Genomic DNA, 17276 nt, shown 5'->3' with positions numbered 1-17276 from the left:
CTAATTCACTTCTAATCTTTGCACTTATTGGACAGTAACATAATTTACAATAATGCCCTTGTATTTCTTTTAAGTCATCTTTTATTAAAGCCAATAGTTCGCCCTCTTTGCATTCAAAACAAGTCACGCAAATTTTGGCACGCTCTTCAGCTATCTTTTCTGTAACCTCACTTTTATCAATGAAGTTTCCCCAGCCGTTTAATATGTTAAATAATTTTCCCACGTTGCAAATATACAAATTTATTTTATAAATTGGCACCATTAATAACTTGTGCGTATCTATTACCAACAGTTTGTATTTCTTCGACAGCAACTCTAGGAGCTGGAATGCTTGTTATTGCTTCAACAACGCTATCGATGTTTAAAGTTTCAGGGCGTACTCCTTGTGTAATAATTCCACCGCCTTGAAAAAATCCACCCGTACTAACTCCGCCTCCGTTAGAATTATTAAAATCCATAAAGGAACTAAAGGCACGTCGGTTTAAAATCCCAATTCCTTCGCCAGCTTCAGCTTCAAAAGTTGTACCGTCTTCGCCCCAAAATTTAGTGCCTCCAGCGCTATGACGTTTGCCTCCAATTTCTTGAATACCTCCTTTTTCAAATCTTGCACCATTAATTTGCGCCACACTTCGAGCGGTTGTAGCAATAGTTCCAGCAATTTGAATAGCTCTTGAAATAGATGCGGCTGGCTCTGGTAATACCGAAGGAGTTTTTAAAATTTCAGTTACAGCTAAACCACCATTTATTAAAGCGGTTGCAGATGATATGGCTTTGTTTTTACCAAACAATCCTTCTAAACCAGCACCTACCTTTTGCATTTCTTGAAGTTTTGCGCTAGTATCATTTAATGATGCCAAGCGTTCCATTTCTCTTTTTTTATCTTCGGCTTGTTGCGCTTTTTGTCGGTATTGGTCTTCGGTTATTTTTCTAGATTCTAAATTCGCCTTTAATTGAACAAGCTCCGCATCGTAAACTTGTTGCGCTCTTATCATATCCTCTTCGAATTTAGTTTGAGCGTTTTCTAAATCTATTTCGTTTTGTGCTGCTAACTGCTCCGCTTTTTGTGTTTTAATTTGGTCTTCTAAATTTTTCTTATTGGCTTGTATTGTTTTTTCTGTTTCACCAGCTAAAATTATTCTTTGAGTTTCATATTCGATTTCAGCTTGAGTTAACGCCTCATTGTTTAATTTTTTATTTTCTAATTTAGAAACATCGACTTTCTTTTCAATTGCTAATTGCTCAAGTTTTCTTTTTTCAATTTCTTTTAATCTACGTTCTTCTTCTGCAATTAATTCATCTGTTAAAAATTTAGCACCATCTAGCTTTGATTTTTCAGTAGCTAAAAATAAATCCAATTCGGCTTTTGCTAAATCTATTTTTGCTTTTGCTAGTTCTTCTAATTTTTTCTTTTCGTCTTCAATTGCCTTTGCTTTTGCTGCTGCTTTTTGTTCTTCAATTTTTTGCTGAACTTTAGCTTCGTCTGCTGTAGCACCACCACCACCTGATCCAAATTGTTTTGTTGTAGTAGTAGTTGCAGAAGTTGTATTTGTAGTGGTTTGTCCTTTTATTTCAAAAGTTTTAGACTTAAACCCTTCTATTTTCTTTTGAAGTGCATCTACATCAATGCCTAATGTTTTTAAAATTGGAGCAGTTGCATCGACTAAACCGCTAACTAATTTAATAGCATTATTGTAAAGATTAACAAAAATATTACCAATATGTTTAAAAGCGTTACCAACACCATCTGCTAACGATCTAAAAGCTCCTGATAAATCCCCTGTTAATGCTTTTTTCCAAAATTGAACAACACCATTAAAATAACTTGCAAAAGATTTTATAACACCAGAAACTATATCAAAAGCATTAGTTACAACAAATTTTAAATTATTCCATGCGCCAACAAAAAGAACAGCAATAATATCCAAAAGAGGCTGTATGTCTTTTTTAACGTCTGAAATATATTCTAACATTGAAGATAACGCATCTACAGATAAAGCCTTTATGTTTGTCCAAATATCGCCAAAACCTTCTACTTCAAAAAGTGCAGATTGTGCCTTATTTAAACGCTCATTTGCTTCAACTAATTTTAAAGATGCCGAAGTAGTAGAGTTTAATTCTTTTGTAGCTGCTTTTCCTAATGCCTCAAATATTTTTTGAGAACCTCCTACGTCTTCACCAGCACCTTTAAAAACATCGGCTGTTAATTGTGCATATTGCTGTTGTGAAAGGTTTGCATTTTGTGATGCTTTTGCTATCTCGTCAATAGCTTGTTTAGTTGTCAGTTCGCCTGTCTTTACTTTTGTTAAAATTTCATCTGAAAAAGAAGCACCAAAAGCATTTACCAAAGCGTCACGTGTCGATTTTGTATTTTCTTTTAATGCCAAGTCTGCCTCTTTTAAAGCATCTGGTAATTTATCTGCATAAATTCCTAATTCAAAACCTGAGTTTATAATATTTGTAAATTCTTGAGCAGAAAAACCAGCGTTTGCAAAGAAAACATCATACTCTCCAAGTGAATCTAAAAACTCCTGATTTTGAGCGCCACCATTTGCCAATCCTTCAGCTATTATCCTATTGGCTTCTGACATTGATATTCCGTAAGATTGCGAAAGTGAATTCGCTTTGCTCGCTATGTCTTTAAAATCTTTATCAAATGTGTCGGCAGTTGCTTTTAATTCATCTCTAACGGAAGATATTTCTTTTGAGTTTACACCGAGTGCTTTTAACTCTTTATTCATTTCAACTAATCCTTTGTTGAAATCAAATATTTCTTTAGCACCCGCTCCAATAGCAACTAATCCAGCAAGCGCTGCACCTATTGGAGTGGCAATAAAAGTAAGTGCGGCTTTTGTCATTCCTATAATGGAATTTTTAATCGTGCCAAATGAATCAGATAGCAAATTTGTAACACCTCCAGCTTCTTGACTACGCTGTATAAAGCCACCAATTCCACCATTAAAAATATTCATTTCTTGAAATGCCTCTTTAATGCTTTCTTTATAATTTCCAACGTTTATTTTTTGTTGTAAATAAGCATCTGCATTTTCTTTTATGTACTTATTATTTTGGTCTAGCTTAGCGTTTAATGCTGTTAATTGATTTCTACCTTCAGCAGTTGTGGTGTTGGTTTCATTGCGTAATTTATTAAGCAATTGATTTTGTTGTCTTGCTTCGGCTATGCTCGTTGCTTCTTGACTTAATGCTAACGCTAAAAGTTCAGATTGGTCGGCTTGCGTTTTTGTAGCTTGTCCGCTTTCCTGTATTACTTTAACGTTTGAAGCATAGGCACTATTTAAAGATTTTAAAACCGCTTCATTTTGTACAAATGCTTCGCTTGACTTATCGCCACTTGCTGCTAAATCTTTTTGTGTATTTTTAAGCGCGTCAATTTCTTTTTTTAAATCCGAAGTAGATTTTAAAAGTGCGTTTATGTCGATGTCTAACTCTGCTATTACGATTTTTTGTGCCATTATGTTATTGTTATTGTTAATTCATTTGATGTTATTGAAACCCCTTTGCTAGTACTCGCTACAATTGTGGAAACTGTATAAGTTCCTGTAGTTGCAAATTCTACTGTAATTGAATTCATATTCCTTGAAATTAAAGTAGCTCCTATCGGTGTTGTAGGTAATTGATATTCATTAGCATTATAGATAGTATCTTGATATATTGTAAATGGTGTTCTCGCTTGGTATTCTCCTACAACTTGACCCAATCCTAAATGAATGCGAGGTACTAATATTATATTCTCTTCTATTAATGTTTTTGGAAAAGCATTTGAGCTACCTGTATAATCTACTTTTATAAGTTCTACTTTTGTAATTCCTTTTTTTGTAAAGTTACTTATTTTGTTTAAAATAAAATAGCTGCTTAATTGTTCAATCCAATATAATTTGCTAAAATCAATATTAGCTATATCGGTTTCATTTAGGTAAATAGTAGCATCCACCATTTTTGATAGATTTAAAATCGAGCCTATATTTTTATAATAATTTCTTACAATATCTTCCATTCGTAAATTATAGAAACTTTCAACTGGAATAGTTGTAATTGCTTGGTGCAAACCAGCACTTTGACTTCCTATTTGAGTACTATCTGTAAATGTGTGAGTATTTTCACGCATTAGATAATATCTTTTTTGCAATCCTTTGTATTCTACATCGCCATTATCTTTGACTTCTTTATTCCACATTTTATAAACATTAGTTTGTAAATCGTGTATTAAAAATGTAGGGTCTTTTTCAGGCGCATATACTCGAGAATTAACAACGGTTTTAGCATCTGCAAGGTTTACATTATTTATTAAAATTTCGCTATTGTAATAGTCGCTTTCGTTGTCATTGTATTTGTAAGCAAAATTATTTTCTTGTGCATAGCTACCATAAATATATCTTTCTGATATTTTCTCTACAAATTTATTTTGTTCACGGCTCCAATCCACAACTGAATTATCTTGTAACAATTCCTGTAATGTTAAAAATTTATAATGATTTGTATATTTGTCTTTGAATGGTGTTAATGCGAAACGATTTAATATTTCAGTAATAAAATCCTTAATATTAAAATCCTTTAATTCGTTTGTAAAAGATACGATTTGACCCTGATACTCTTTTATAATTAGTTGGTCTTCAAAAGTGCCTCCATAAGAAACTTGTAACCCTAGAATATTAGGAGGAAAATCGTACAAAACAGTAATAACATCGTTTGCAATTAGATTTATATCTGTTGCATTTTGAGATGGACTTATAATTTGAACTCCATTTCTGTAAATTCTTGGTGTGTTTGCTGAAAATACTAATATTTCGCCATCAACACTATCGGTAAAATAATTAATACTTCCGTTTCCTAACTTATTTATTTCTAACTGATAAGTACCTGTTGTTGGTATTATAAATTCCTTTTTATCAAAATCTAAAATAGTATCAGTAACAATTGATTGTGTAAATGCCAAAGGTTGTTCAAATGATGTGCCAACAACTTGAACTGTTTTACCGTTAAATAATTCGATAGGCACGTCTACTGGAGCTACAAATTTTGGATATGACAACCAAAGGTTTGTAAAATTTACCGTATTAAAAACGCTACCCTCGTAAGTAAATCCATAAGTTTCAAATATCTTATTCCATAAATAACTAACCTTTGCACTAGGAACTAAATAATCAATATTAATTCTATTGGTATTATAAACCATTTTACCGTTATAATCGGCTACTATGTATTTGTAATTTAAATTAGCAGTAAAAGAATTTACAACAGTTGTAAGCGTTTTATTGTGGTCAATTTCTGACAAGTCTAAATCCCCTAAACTTTTATTTTCTATTGCCTTGTACAAATCAATATTACCATCGTAAATATTAATCTTATAATCTTTGTCTGTACTTTGAATAACCGCCCACCCTTTATAAATAATGCATTCGCCGTCATCTGTATAAAGATAAACCTCATTTTTTTGATAAGGCAAATAACTTGTAATACCAACAACGCCCAACATTTCAAACGCTTCTTTATTTTTGTCAGTTCTACGAATAGAAAAGCTATTTGTATAATTTGCCTGTCTATTATTCAAACTTAAAATATCGTTAACTTGTAAAGTTCTCGCTATCTTTTCGTCTGGTTCTAATTCAATATCAAATCCGTTTATAATTAGCCTCATAGTGTTTTAGTAGTATTCATTGGTAAATCAATATTCAAGTTTAAAGAAGTCATTTTCTCACGTGCATTTGAAGTTCTAAAAGCTCCGCTTTTTATTGTAACTTCTAACCAATCATTAGCAACGGAAATTTCGTTATAAGTTCCTGTGTATAAATAAACTTTAGGACTGTCTAATAAATCCCTTAAAATTGAAAATTCTTCAGGCGTTATATTTTCCTGTACTATTGTTATATTATTTTCAGAAGTTTTACCAATAGCCACATAAGGCGATATGCTATCTACAACGTCTTCATAATCGTTATTTATAATTCCTGTATCTTTTGTTGTAAGCGTATTGTTGCCTTTGTTAAATAGCCAGTAATTCCAACCACCGAATGAATTTAACCATTTTAAATAATGCCCCTCACAACTATTTGTTATTTGCTCAAAGTCAATACTATTATCATTTACAGTAATTCTATTGTAACCATTAGAAATTGCAAAATCATCAACAATCCCTAAACTTCCATTACCATTATTTACAACTATTCTATTTATAGCCTTGTCATTTGTATAAGTTTCTAAAGTTCCATTTACTGTTATATCAATATCATTTCTCAATCCATTATAAAAAGTAAAATCAAAAGGATAACCTACCCAATATTTTAAATACGTAATTGGTTTTAAAAACATTTGAATCTCAATATCAAATGGATAATTTGAATATAATTTTTTGTAATTCTGTACGTTTACAAATGCACTTAAAAAGTTATAATTGTATGATGTGCTTTCGGTAGTGTTGTTTATAAACCCTATTGTAAAATCAATTTCAATATTTCTAAAAATATCGCCTGTATAATCAATTAAAAAAGTAGTATTTAAATCTACAAAGTCTGAAAAATTATTTTGGTTTAATAATGTAGAAACGCTATGTTTAAAATTAAAATGATACTTACCAAGTGGGTCAGGAAAAAGCGTAAAAATTAAACCAGCAAATAAAACGGTCGCTTTTGTATTTGTAACGTTTGTATCGCTATAAAATGTTATTGTGTTATTATTGTAACTCAATAATAAAGTTTCATTGTCTAATTGTTTGTCAAATATTATCGCCATTATATTGCTAATTCTTTTGTTAAATTTATAATTTCAGTACTGTATATCATTGCCTGCTCAACCCCTACCTCATCTATAATCTTTTGAATGCGTACGTCTGTAACTACTTCGCTAATTAATTCCACGCCTCCATACTCTTCTCGTTTCCAACCTCTTTGTTCTATCTTACGTGCTATTAAAAATGCCAAGCTACTTATTGATATTTCGCCCTGTATTCTGTTTGCTATGCCTTTGTCTTTAATCCATTGCTCTATTGCACTAATTGGTTGGAACGCCCCTGGTCTTCGCCCTGTTTCTAATTTTTGTGCATAACTTTCTCCCCATAGCTGCGCTGTTAATCCGTTTACCCTAACTTCTAAGCTATCGGCAAACTTACCACTTGCACGCATTCCCTTTGCGTCGTAGGCTTTTATTAAATCGTCTTTTAATAATTCAAATTCCTTTGAAAGTATTTTGCTACTCATATACTCTAAATTGGAATGTTACCCATAATCCCGACATATTGGCATCGAGTACATCAATAGCATCAACGCTTTCAAAACTAACTATATCAATTTCGTTGCACCATTTTAACTTTTGCTCTAATAAGTCTAATGATTTTATTAATGGTTCTATTCGGTGCGTATATTTAGCCTCACATTGTTCCTGTTCTGTTTCGTTATGATATTCTTGTGCAAAATCATCTGGCATTACATAGAAGAAATTACCATTATAAACCCTTGCACTATCCACTACATTACCACGCCTTAATGGAAATAAAAGCAAATGTATTTTATCAGGGCAAAGGTCGGAATTTGCATCGATTAAATTTAAGTGTGATTTATTACCATACTTAAACTCAATGCCATTAGCCTTTGAAACTGTTTCTAATATTCTAACTAAATCCGCCATTAACAATATAATTTAAACCCTTTGTACTTACCATCTTTTAAAAATGGTTTCATACCGTTGTAAATCTTTTCGGTAACGCATAAAGAAACGTCATCAATTGTTTTACCTTGTTCAGCTAAAGCATTATGATCAATTTCTTTAATAAATTTATTAAGTATAATTCTACTTTTCATTACTTTTTACTTTTTAATTTTTGATATTCATTTTCAACTTGTCCTTGAATGTTATTCATTCTAAGCAAATATATTATTTCTACATATTTTTTAGTTCCATAATCAAACGGATAACCTCCGTATATTTTAGCTAATTGTGAAAGTGGTAATATATCTGCAAATTCGTTTAACCTTTCTCCTCCAGCCATATCCCAAACTCCTGTATCTTCATTTACAGATTGCAATAATTGAACTTCCTTCTTTTGCAAATTTACAAAATAATTTGATATATATTTTTTTATTTGGAAAAAGTTTTGTAAAGGTAGCTCATAAAATTCTAATTCATCTATTTTTAAAGCAATGACAAATATATCTTTTACGTCTTCAATTTCTGCAGAAGTTGACAATTTTTTAAATATGCTTCTAACTTCATTATAAGAAAGTTCATTTATTTTGATTTTAAGCAATGCTTTTTCTTTCAGCGAAGTGAACAATGTAATGTAAGGTAATTGTTTTTTCGGTAACAATTCTGTGTATTGTCTTACTGTTATTTGTTTCATACTCTAATATTAATATTATTGCTCTTTTGCATTAATTCTTTTTCAATTCCATAAGATGTTAAATCAATATGCTCATCGTGTTTACCATTTGGAAAAACTGCAATTTGTTGTAGATAATGTTCATTCCAACTACCCTCTATTAATTTTACTCTTCCGCTTTCAATAAATGGGCTTACAGACCTTGCCCTTTCAATTTTTGACATTTGCACAAAGTCGCTTTTAATTTCTGCAATATTTAATCTTGTTTGTTGTTTTATTAATTGTGCAATACTTTTACCGCTTGCTTTTGGTTCTACATAAATCATGCTTATTTGAACGCCTACAGCTTTTATAAATTCAGGAATGAATTTTAATAGTTCAGGCATTTCTAAATATTTATCAATAGAAGTTAGTATAATATAATCGTTATTATATTTTCCAGCAATTTGTATTCCTGTAGGGTCGTTTGCGTTATCTTTTGTATACGCACCATCAATATACATATTCCATTTTATAGGCGGAATTAATTGTCTTGGTATAATTTGAAACCAATTCTTTTTCCATTCACCGCCCTCATCAGGCGAAGGAGTTTGCATATATTGACCAGCAAAAGTATATCGGCTTCCTTGCCTAATTTGTTCTAATTCTTCAAAGGTATGTTTTTCTTTCCATAATGGCTCGTTGTTTTCATTTAAAGCTGGTAAACATAAATGGGTCCACTCTTCCCCACTACCTCCATTTAAAAGAAACCCAGACATATCGTCTTCGTGTAATCTTTGCATAATTACAATAATTGGAGTATCTCTATCGTTTACACGTGAACGAATTGTGTTGTTAAATCTTTCATTAACCGCTTTTCTTTTTACTTCGCTAAATGCATCGTCAGGTTTTAAAGGGTCATCAATAATAATAGCTCCGCTAAATTCTTTTGAATCCGTAACACCCGCACCAAAACCAGTAATCGCACCACCTGAAGCAGTAGCATAAACACCACCGCTCCAATCATTAAACCATTTTGATTTTGATTGTGCATCTTTTTTAAGTTTCATTTGCCATAGCTTTTGAAACGAATCACTTTCAATATATTCTTTTGTTTGACTTGAATTATCTAGTGCTAAACTATCGGAATATGATAAGTGTATAAATTTAGAAGAGGGATTTTTTGCAAGTGACCAAGCAATAAAACATTTAACGGCTAGCTCTGTTTTTCCATAACGTGGCGGAATGTTAATAATAAGCCTTTTTATATTGCCTTTTGCAACTTCTTGAAGTGTGTTAGCTATTTCTACAAAATGAGGCGCAGTGTTAAAATTGCGCCTTGTATTTTCTTTATATATGTATCTAGTGAAAAATAATAAATCACTTTCACACATTACTTTTAAAACCTTTTCTTCATTAGTAAGCATTATCTAAAGCCTCTTTTATTCTTTTTATTTCTGCATCGTCTAAATCCTTAGCCTCGATATTAAAATTAGTTTGTTTAATTTCTTGAGGTGCTTTTCCAAATACGTGTTCTGCTACAAATAACTGACCTCTTTGGCTTTCTAACAATACTTTTTTAATAAAATGTATCTTTGCTTCGTCATCTGTTTCTTTATCGTATAATTCCTTTAAAGCAATAGAAAATAAATTGTTTACTTTTTCTTCGTCTACTTTTGGTTTTCTTCCAGCGCCATCGCGCGCTCCTCCTTTTGTTTTTTCCATATTGAAAAAAGTATTGATTATTCAATACGCAAATATACAAAAAAAACCGATACATTACATATCGGTTTAAATTTAATTACAAACAGTTCTATGTCTGCTATACCTTGTAAGTGTATTATTTGTATTAGTATAAGTTTGCAAAGGTAAAATTACACCATTAGTTGTGCAATCTGTTGAAGTAGAATTTACTACATTTAAAACAAAATACCAACCAGTTGAGCTACCTTGTCCTGTATTCCAATTATACGTGTAATCGTTATATTCTAAAACCTTATAACAATTACAATATACAAGTTGTGTTGTTGGCGTTGGTACTTCATCTGTTGAACACGCTACCATTCCGATAGCAAGTGTTACTAATAATAATATTTTTTTCATATTACAAATATACTTATTTATTTTTAATTATTAACAACTTTATCAAACATTTCAGGATTCATATCTCTTAATTTTAACCAATCGTTATCTGTATATTCTGTAACTAATACGTCCCAATACTTTTTAGTTTTAAAATCGTTATTAGCTTTTAGAAAAGTTGCTACTTGCAAATTATTCATTCTATTTTTAATTTTTATTTTAATTACAGGTTGATAACTATAAAATAACTTGCTATTATTTTGTTTTTGCTTTTCTATGTAATTATAATAATCTTGTATGTATTTTTTATCTTGAGTTTGAAATGCTTTGATAATTAATTTAGTTGCTGGGTCTAATTTATAATATTTTATTTTTTTTCTTAAATTATAAATATTGGTTCTATCTGTTTTTATATCATTTCCTATTTTTTCAAATAACTTACCTATTGGTAATTTTAATTTATTAGTTAGCATTTCAGCGTACATCGCTTTTAAAACTATAGGAACTACTTTTCTATTTGGTTTGGATATATCAATTCCTAAATTTTGTTTAATATCTTCTATGGTTATCATATCTTATTTGTTTTTAAGTTTTTTAATAAAGTAATTGAAATCCATACTTCCTTTTAGACCATATTCTTGCTGATACTTTCCACTTCATACTCCATTTTCAAATGCTTCTTTCATATCTTCCTCACTATACTTATTCTTGTTTTGTTCTTGTTGCCATTTAGATATTTCAATGTACTTACCGTAATGTTTTTCTTGCCATTCTTTAAATGATAAAGATTCTCCATAAATTACCACTGCAAAAGAAAATATAGATTCTCTTTTTAATTGATGAAATTGTACATTAAAATCATAATTATTTTCTAATAAATTTTCTAAAGATGATGTATTAACTTCTTCAAGTGTTTCCTGTTTTTCAGTTTCAATAGTGCAACCATAACTACCATTTACTATTGGTAATTTTTGTTTAGATTCTTCTTTTGGAATGATTATCATATATTCATAAGGACTATATATTTCTTTAAAACTTCTAAACTTTTCAACTTCAACCTCCTCACAAGTAGGATTTTTAACAAACCATTGTAAGAACTCATCATCAATAGCTTGAACACCATCTTTGATAAGGTCTTGGTCTGTTGTAAGAATGATTTTTTTGTCTGATTTATCAAGATTGCAATTTGTATATTTTCTTATGTAATTTGTGCTTTTATTAAAAAAATAATCCCCATCTTTAATTTCTTCATCAGAAGTAATGTAGATGTTTTGGTTTTTATGAATCAAAGTATTTTGACTTTCGTGATTATCTAAATCTAATATATTATTAAAACTTAAATATAATTTACTTGGCTTGTCTGTTGGAATTACCCATAAATTTCTTTTCTTTTCCATATAAAATTATTTGCTGTTGTTCTATTGTATTTTGGATTAACACATTGTGTTATACAAGAACATCTTGTTAATGTTTTCTTTGATGCTTCTGTAACAGAATTATATTCTGCTATAAAATTATTGTTTAAATCATACTGTAATACTGCAATTGGTTTTTTACCTGGTGTAGGATTATTTTTTCTTCTAACTTTTTCTTTTTCTAACTTTATTAATATGTTATCAACTTTATCTGAAGAATATTTTTCTTTATATAACCATATAAAATTATTACAAGTTAATACTTTACCGTTAAGAGCAGCATATAAAGCTTGTCTATGAATTTTAAGTTCTTTACAAATAGTTTCTATGTTAATCCACTCTTTGACAATATTTCCTTTTAAATCTATTTGATACGTTGGAGTTATTCTGTTTTGAGAACCTTTTCTTCCTTCTCCTCCATCAGTAAAATTTACAAGAGTACCTTTTCCTAAGTCTTTTCTTCCATATAGAGCAATAAGCTCTATTTCTTTTAAACAAGCTTCTTCCCAAGATAGATTATCAAAAACTATATCTAATTTGTGTTCAGTTTTGTTTATAATTTTTTTAAAGTAATCAGTTCTTAGTGATAGATTTTTTGCTCTTTTGTATTTAGTATCAGAACCTATTCCTACATAGAAGATTTCATTCTTATCAAGTCTTGTATAAGTATATACGTATGCCATTTGTATTAAATTTTTAGTTCAATACAAAGATACAATAATTATACCAACTTTGGTAATACGTGTATGTTTTTCATATCTTATTTTTTTTTAATTGTTCAAACCATTCTTCAAAAGATAACTCTTTCCAATTTTCTATGTTTGGATAACCACTAAATCCTTTTTTATGACCAGCTTCAAAAGATAGTTTCATATCTTCCTCACTATACTTATTCTTGTTTTGTTCTTGTTTTTCAAAACCATATTTCTCAATAAGTCTTATAGCTTGTGCTTCGTTACCACATTCAAGACAGAATTTAATGTGTTGTAATAAACCATATTCAAGTGTTTCTTGTTTATCAAAATCAATAAACTCATAAGCGTTACTTCTATTAGCCAATACTTCTTCTTTTGGTATTATTTTAAATTCGTGTTTCATATCTTATTTGTTTTTAATAATAATATTTTATTTTTTCTTTTTCTTTTTCTTTATATTTAAATAAGTGTGTTTTTGCATCTTCTAAATTATCAAATAAGCAATACTTTTCTTGATATTCACTTCCAAACCATAAAAAATTAAGTTCTTTATCAATACCTTCCCAAAAAGGGAAATCTCTGCGTTGTGGTATAAACTTACCGTTTATTTCTTTTACCCTGTATTTTTTAAAAATGTTTTTCATATATTATTTATTAAATGTTTCGTTGTATAAATGGATTGCAAAAATTCTTGAATCATTATCAAAAATTAAATTACTTTGTTCGGATTTTTGTTTGTAGCCCTCTATAAATGCTTCTAATTTCTGTTCCTTATCCATTTCTAATGCTTGATTAAAAAGACCTATAAATTGCATCTCTTGTTCGTGAGTAAAATGAATAGATAATGCCTCTTGTAAAAATTCTACTGCTGTCTGTTCCATATATTATTTGTTTAATTATTACTCTGTTATTCTTTCGTAATTCTTTCTTATTACTGTTTCTATTTGATAACCCATTTGATTTAAATAAGTTCCTTTGCTTATTTGTTTGCTATCGAAAATAACCTCAAGCATAGGCTCTAATGATTTTTCAAGTTGTTCGCCTTTGTCTATTATTTCTTTAGCTAATAAACTATTGGCTTTAATATTGTTTAGCTCTGTAATTAGTAAATAACTTAGTACTGCTATTTTGTGGCTCTGCTGGTGGTGTTTTTTGCTCATAATATTTTAAATAAAAATGCCTACCTGTATTTGCGTTGGCTTCAACCTCAACACTCCTACAAATAGGCTAATATTGTTAAACTTACTAAATTGTTGAAGCGTAAGTATGATGCAAATATAAAAATAGTTTTTTTAACTACCAAATATTTTTTGGTGTAAATGTAAAATTGTCTTATGAATAGATAGATTGATTTCGTTTGCTGATATTGGTTTTGTAAATCGTGTTACTTCTTCTTTATATTCGTATTCAATCCACCATTTATATTTATGGTAAACAGGATATACTTTGTAACCTTTTTTAATTAGCTCATAGTTTTTATTTCCAAAGTCAGGTAAACGTTCTATTTCTTTACGCTTTGCCATTTAAAAGCTCTTTTGTTTTTACTCTGTATATTGCTATTAATTCTTTTATATCCTCAATAGTCAATAGAGCGGGTTTATTTCTATCGTTTACAAGTTGGTTATATCTTTCTATTCCAATTCTTTTTGGTAGCCTTAAAGCATACTCTATTATATTTCCATGCAATTCTTTATTACATTTGATGCAGGAACTATGTACGTTATCTTCATTAAATCGTAAATTAGGACTTGAACCTACGGAAAAAAAGTGTGAAGCATTTACATCGTTTTCTTTTAAAAACTTATCACACGACACGCAAGGTTTTCCTTTATCCCTTGTACGTATGTAAGTATTAAAAACCTTTTGGCAAATATTTAAGTAGTCTGATTTTGTCATTAACTTTTCCTTAAGTACTTTCTTTTCTTTTTGCCAATCGTTTGCTTTTTTACTTTTCATAAATTGTATTGAACAAGCAATCGAACACACAACTTGGGTATTATTCTGCGGTGTAAATTTATCTTTACAGCTTACGCATTTTCTTTGATATACTTTTTGCATTATTCTAAAGTTAAAGTTAAATCTTGGTTTGGTTCAGGAATAGTAACACCAAAAAAATCAAATATCCATTCTCTTATTCCTGCAAAATAATCCATCATTTGACTGGTTGATAATTCAGTTGTTGATTTTATTCTTTCAATAGTTTCTCCTGTGCTTTCATCTACTATTAAAGTTTCTTTTAAAAATTTAAGTTTCAGTAAGTCGTGTGTTTGGTCTTTTGTTAAAGTATGCCCAACTTCTTTTAGAGTGTTTTGAACAATAGGCACAACCACACCCCATAGGTAGGAATTTTGAGGAGTACTTCTTTTCTTCTTTGCCTTTTCTATTTTAATTACTATTTGCTTACCTTCAAAAGTTTGTATTGCATCTTTAATTAAATTTGTATTGCGTGTTAAAGTTCCGTTTTTAACCTCGCTGATTATTTCGTAATTCATTATTCAATTAAATAAGGTAAACCATTACTATTTACATCAAAGTTAAAATCTTCAAATCTATAACCTCTTGAGAATGGATTTGAAACGTTTATACTTCCATCTTCATTTTGTTCTAAAGATATTACATTTTCTGCTTTTTTTAATACATAAGTTCCTAAATGCCCCAAAGGTTTTCCAGTAGTTCCTGATTTATGTATAACCGTCATAATGTGTATTCCATATTCGTAAGTCCATTTAGTCAAATAATCAGATGCTTGTTTACTCATTACAATATCGTTAGTATTTTCTATTAAATCAGCAATTCCGTCAATAGCAACAAACTTAACTTTTTTATCATATAACTTATTTTGGTTAGATAAACAATAATCAATTAACTTTAATCTTTGCTCACTTGGTAAATTACGAGTTATGTAACATTTGTAATGCGTGTATAAACTCCCTACCATATCGTTTACTCGTCTAAATGTTCTTTGTGCATAATAAGCACCTTGCTCTGTATCAAAATCTAATATAGTAAAATCTTCTTTACGATGGCTTTTTATGTTTGGAAATAATTGATTTGTATTTCCACCTATAAAACTGGCTATAAATGCAGATTTAATAAACGATTTCTTTTTTTTACTTTCAGCTATAATTGCAGAAAATTCACTTGAAGTACATAAAGAAGTTGGATAACTATTTCCTTTGTACGTATGTTCGCCAATAGATAAAAGCGTATCAGGTGGTAAAAGTTCCTCGCTTAAATCTACATAACTACTAATTTCAATATCATTTATATTAAAATATTTTAAATTTTCTTCGCTAATTAATTCGTCAAAATTTATATCCATTATGTATAATTATTTGTGTTAGTAATAAATTCGTTTATAGTTTTTTCAAAAGATTTTTTAACATCGTCAAACTCCCACTTTTCTAAAATCTTATTACTAAATTCTTTTTCGTGTTTTTTTATTAATTCTAAATTATTGTTTTTAGCTTCTAAACTTTCAACTAATTCAAAAGTAATACCTTTTTCTTTCATTAAGTTTTGTAATGCTTGTATATTTAGTTCGCTTGTTAATCGTTCTAAATGTGAAATCAAAGGTAAATCTAAATCGTTTTGAACTTCTTTAATTGATGCGTTTATATTTCCGTGCCTTAATAAAGAAAAAAACATATTGGCACATACTACCTTTGCAAATAACGTTTGTTCAGTAATTCTTAATTCGGTTAAATAGTTAATCTCTTCTTGCAAAGTTTTTAATGCTTCAAAATCTTCTTTATAAACTTGTTTCTTTTCGTATAGTCTTTTAAAAGTATTTCCTAATCTTTTAAATGCTGATTGCGATTTCCAACTCATAATTAAAATTTTAATGGTATTCGTGTATTTTGTTTATTTGTTTTTGAAAACCAATCCGCATCAAAACCACCCCAACTTTTCTCAACACATTTTTCTAATACCTCGTTTATATTATATCCACTTTTATTGTATTGTATTACAAATTTATTAAAAGCTGTTTGTGTGTTTGTTAATTTTTTGTTTTTACGTACTTTAATCCAATCAAAAACTAATTCTTTTTTAGCACCTAAATTAATTAAAGAATTATAAAAAGAAAAAGGCAAAGGCTTATTTATATTTTCTTCTTTCTCTTTTACTTCTACTTCTTCTTTCTCTTCTTCTTCTTGGGGGTTAGTCATAGGGTTATTCATAGGGTTAGTCGTGGGGTCTATTGTAGGGTTACCTAAAACATCAGTATTACTTACCCTTAACCAACCTTTTACACTTGATTCAATAATATGCCTTTGACTTTCATAACATAGTTTTACAATAAAAGATAAATCTTTTGGGTCTTCATTTAAAAATTGTTTATTAATGATTGAAGTTAAAAATTCAAGTTTATCCTTGTCTTCTTTCAATTCATTAAAAACATCAAAATAACTTCTTAAGAAATTAAATGCTTTTCGTTTTGTTGGTTTCATATTATAATAAAAAGACAAAACCCCTAAAGAGCCATCACACATCTTTAAGGGTTTGTCGTGCTAATAAATTAGCAATATTTTCCTGTAAGTGATGGTTTACGTATGCAAATATACAAAAAAAATATAACCTGCAAAATTAATTGCAGGTTTTTATTAACAATTTTAGAAATTTATTTCTTTGCTTAATAAATATTTAAAATGTTTTTCTCTTGTATCTAAAACTTCTTCATTATTACCTTTAAAAATATTATCATATTTGATTAAAAAAGTATGTGCTTTTCTATGTTCTTTAATTGGTAATATAAAAAAATCATCTAAATAATCATCT

The 17276-nt window shown here is 29.4% G+C and carries 23 protein-coding genes; all 23 read right to left on the bottom strand.

Annotated features, from left to right (window positions below):
* Positions 1–245: 245 nt before the first annotated feature.
* Positions 246–3470, bottom strand: coding sequence for a phage tail tape measure protein (locus ACIQ32_RS12055; RefSeq protein WP_396195925.1), 3225 nt, complete (start codon positions 3468–3470; stop codon positions 246–248).
* Positions 3470–5653 carry a hypothetical protein gene (locus tag ACIQ32_RS12050; protein ID WP_396195924.1) on the bottom strand — a complete coding sequence of 728 codons (2184 nt, stop codon included), beginning with the start codon at positions 5651–5653 and terminating at the stop codon, positions 3470–3472. The genes ACIQ32_RS12055 and ACIQ32_RS12050 overlap by 1 nt, the downstream gene beginning before the upstream one ends.
* Positions 5650–6744 (bottom strand): hypothetical protein, encoded by a 1095-nt coding sequence (locus tag ACIQ32_RS12045; protein WP_396195923.1) that lies wholly within the window; start codon positions 6742–6744, stop codon positions 5650–5652. Before ACIQ32_RS12045 ends, ACIQ32_RS12050 begins: the two co-directional genes overlap by 4 nt.
* The gene (locus ACIQ32_RS12040; protein ID WP_396195922.1) at positions 6744–7208 is read right to left on the bottom strand and encodes a hypothetical protein; all 465 of its coding nucleotides are present in this window, start codon (positions 7206–7208) and stop codon (positions 6744–6746) included. Before ACIQ32_RS12040 ends, ACIQ32_RS12045 begins: the two co-directional genes overlap by 1 nt.
* Positions 7201–7635 carry a hypothetical protein gene (locus tag ACIQ32_RS12035; RefSeq protein ID WP_396195921.1) on the bottom strand — a complete coding sequence of 145 codons (435 nt, stop codon included), beginning with the start codon at positions 7633–7635 and terminating at the stop codon, positions 7201–7203. The genes ACIQ32_RS12040 and ACIQ32_RS12035 overlap by 8 nt, the downstream gene beginning before the upstream one ends.
* Entirely contained in the window at positions 7635–7808 is a 174-nt protein-coding gene (locus tag ACIQ32_RS12030; RefSeq protein WP_396195920.1) for a hypothetical protein, read from the bottom strand. Before ACIQ32_RS12030 ends, ACIQ32_RS12035 begins: the two co-directional genes overlap by 1 nt.
* Entirely contained in the window at positions 7808–8347 is a 540-nt protein-coding gene (locus ACIQ32_RS12025) for a hypothetical protein (RefSeq protein WP_396195919.1), read from the bottom strand. Before ACIQ32_RS12025 ends, ACIQ32_RS12030 begins: the two co-directional genes overlap by 1 nt.
* Positions 8344–9732 (bottom strand): phage terminase large subunit, encoded by a 1389-nt coding sequence (gene terL / locus ACIQ32_RS12020; protein ID WP_396195918.1) that lies wholly within the window; start codon positions 9730–9732, stop codon positions 8344–8346. Before terL ends, ACIQ32_RS12025 begins: the two co-directional genes overlap by 4 nt.
* Positions 9722–10030, bottom strand: coding sequence for a hypothetical protein (locus ACIQ32_RS12015; RefSeq protein WP_396195917.1), 309 nt, complete (start codon positions 10028–10030; stop codon positions 9722–9724). Before ACIQ32_RS12015 ends, terL begins: the two co-directional genes overlap by 11 nt.
* A 72-nt stretch (positions 10031–10102) precedes the next feature.
* Complete coding sequence (locus ACIQ32_RS12010) at positions 10103–10408, bottom strand: hypothetical protein (protein WP_396195916.1); 306 nt, start codon at positions 10406–10408, stop codon at positions 10103–10105.
* 23 nt (positions 10409–10431) lie between these two features.
* Complete coding sequence (locus tag ACIQ32_RS12005; RefSeq protein ID WP_396195915.1) at positions 10432–10959, bottom strand: hypothetical protein; 528 nt, start codon at positions 10957–10959, stop codon at positions 10432–10434.
* A gap of 84 nt (positions 10960–11043) precedes the next feature.
* Positions 11044–11784 carry a hypothetical protein gene (locus tag ACIQ32_RS12000; protein ID WP_396195914.1) on the bottom strand — a complete coding sequence of 247 codons (741 nt, stop codon included), beginning with the start codon at positions 11782–11784 and terminating at the stop codon, positions 11044–11046.
* Positions 11757–12485: an NUMOD1 domain-containing DNA-binding protein gene (locus tag ACIQ32_RS11995; RefSeq protein ID WP_396195913.1), complete on the bottom strand. Its 729-nt coding sequence runs from the start codon at positions 12483–12485 to the stop codon at positions 11757–11759. Before ACIQ32_RS11995 ends, ACIQ32_RS12000 begins: the two co-directional genes overlap by 28 nt.
* Positions 12486–12555: 70 nt before the next feature.
* Positions 12556–12900: a hypothetical protein gene (locus ACIQ32_RS11990; protein WP_396195912.1), complete on the bottom strand. Its 345-nt coding sequence runs from the start codon at positions 12898–12900 to the stop codon at positions 12556–12558.
* A gap of 13 nt (positions 12901–12913) precedes the next feature.
* Positions 12914–13141 (bottom strand): hypothetical protein, encoded by a 228-nt coding sequence (locus ACIQ32_RS11985; protein ID WP_396195911.1) that lies wholly within the window; start codon positions 13139–13141, stop codon positions 12914–12916.
* Positions 13142–13144: 3 nt separating this feature from the next.
* The gene (locus ACIQ32_RS11980) at positions 13145–13378 is read right to left on the bottom strand and encodes a hypothetical protein (RefSeq protein WP_396195910.1); all 234 of its coding nucleotides are present in this window, start codon (positions 13376–13378) and stop codon (positions 13145–13147) included.
* Between the two features lie 18 nt (positions 13379–13396).
* Complete coding sequence (locus ACIQ32_RS11975; RefSeq protein ID WP_396195909.1) at positions 13397–13657, bottom strand: hypothetical protein; 261 nt, start codon at positions 13655–13657, stop codon at positions 13397–13399.
* A gap of 132 nt (positions 13658–13789) precedes the next feature.
* Positions 13790–14020, bottom strand: coding sequence for a hypothetical protein (locus ACIQ32_RS11970; RefSeq protein ID WP_396195908.1), 231 nt, complete (start codon positions 14018–14020; stop codon positions 13790–13792).
* Positions 14007–14555, bottom strand: coding sequence for a recombination protein NinG (locus tag ACIQ32_RS11965; protein ID WP_396195907.1), 549 nt, complete (start codon positions 14553–14555; stop codon positions 14007–14009). The genes ACIQ32_RS11970 and ACIQ32_RS11965 overlap by 14 nt, the downstream gene beginning before the upstream one ends.
* Positions 14555–14989, bottom strand: a complete 435-nt coding sequence (locus ACIQ32_RS11960) for a recombination protein NinB (protein WP_396195906.1) — start codon at positions 14987–14989, stop codon at positions 14555–14557. The genes ACIQ32_RS11965 and ACIQ32_RS11960 overlap by 1 nt, the downstream gene beginning before the upstream one ends.
* Positions 14989–15819, bottom strand: coding sequence for a hypothetical protein (locus ACIQ32_RS11955; protein WP_396195905.1), 831 nt, complete (start codon positions 15817–15819; stop codon positions 14989–14991). Before ACIQ32_RS11955 ends, ACIQ32_RS11960 begins: the two co-directional genes overlap by 1 nt.
* Complete coding sequence (locus tag ACIQ32_RS11950) at positions 15819–16328, bottom strand: hypothetical protein (RefSeq protein ID WP_396195904.1); 510 nt, start codon at positions 16326–16328, stop codon at positions 15819–15821. The genes ACIQ32_RS11955 and ACIQ32_RS11950 overlap by 1 nt, the downstream gene beginning before the upstream one ends.
* 2 nt (positions 16329–16330) lie before the next feature.
* The gene (locus ACIQ32_RS11945) at positions 16331–16948 is read right to left on the bottom strand and encodes a hypothetical protein (RefSeq protein WP_396195903.1); all 618 of its coding nucleotides are present in this window, start codon (positions 16946–16948) and stop codon (positions 16331–16333) included.
* Positions 16949–17276: the final 328 nt, after the last annotated feature.

The sequence above is a fragment of the Flavobacterium sp. genome (assembly GCF_044373165.1).
Lineage (GTDB): Bacteria > Bacteroidota > Bacteroidia > Flavobacteriales > Flavobacteriaceae > Flavobacterium.
Note: the sequence above shows the minus strand (reverse complement) of the source record. Positions and strands in the feature narration are given on the sequence as shown.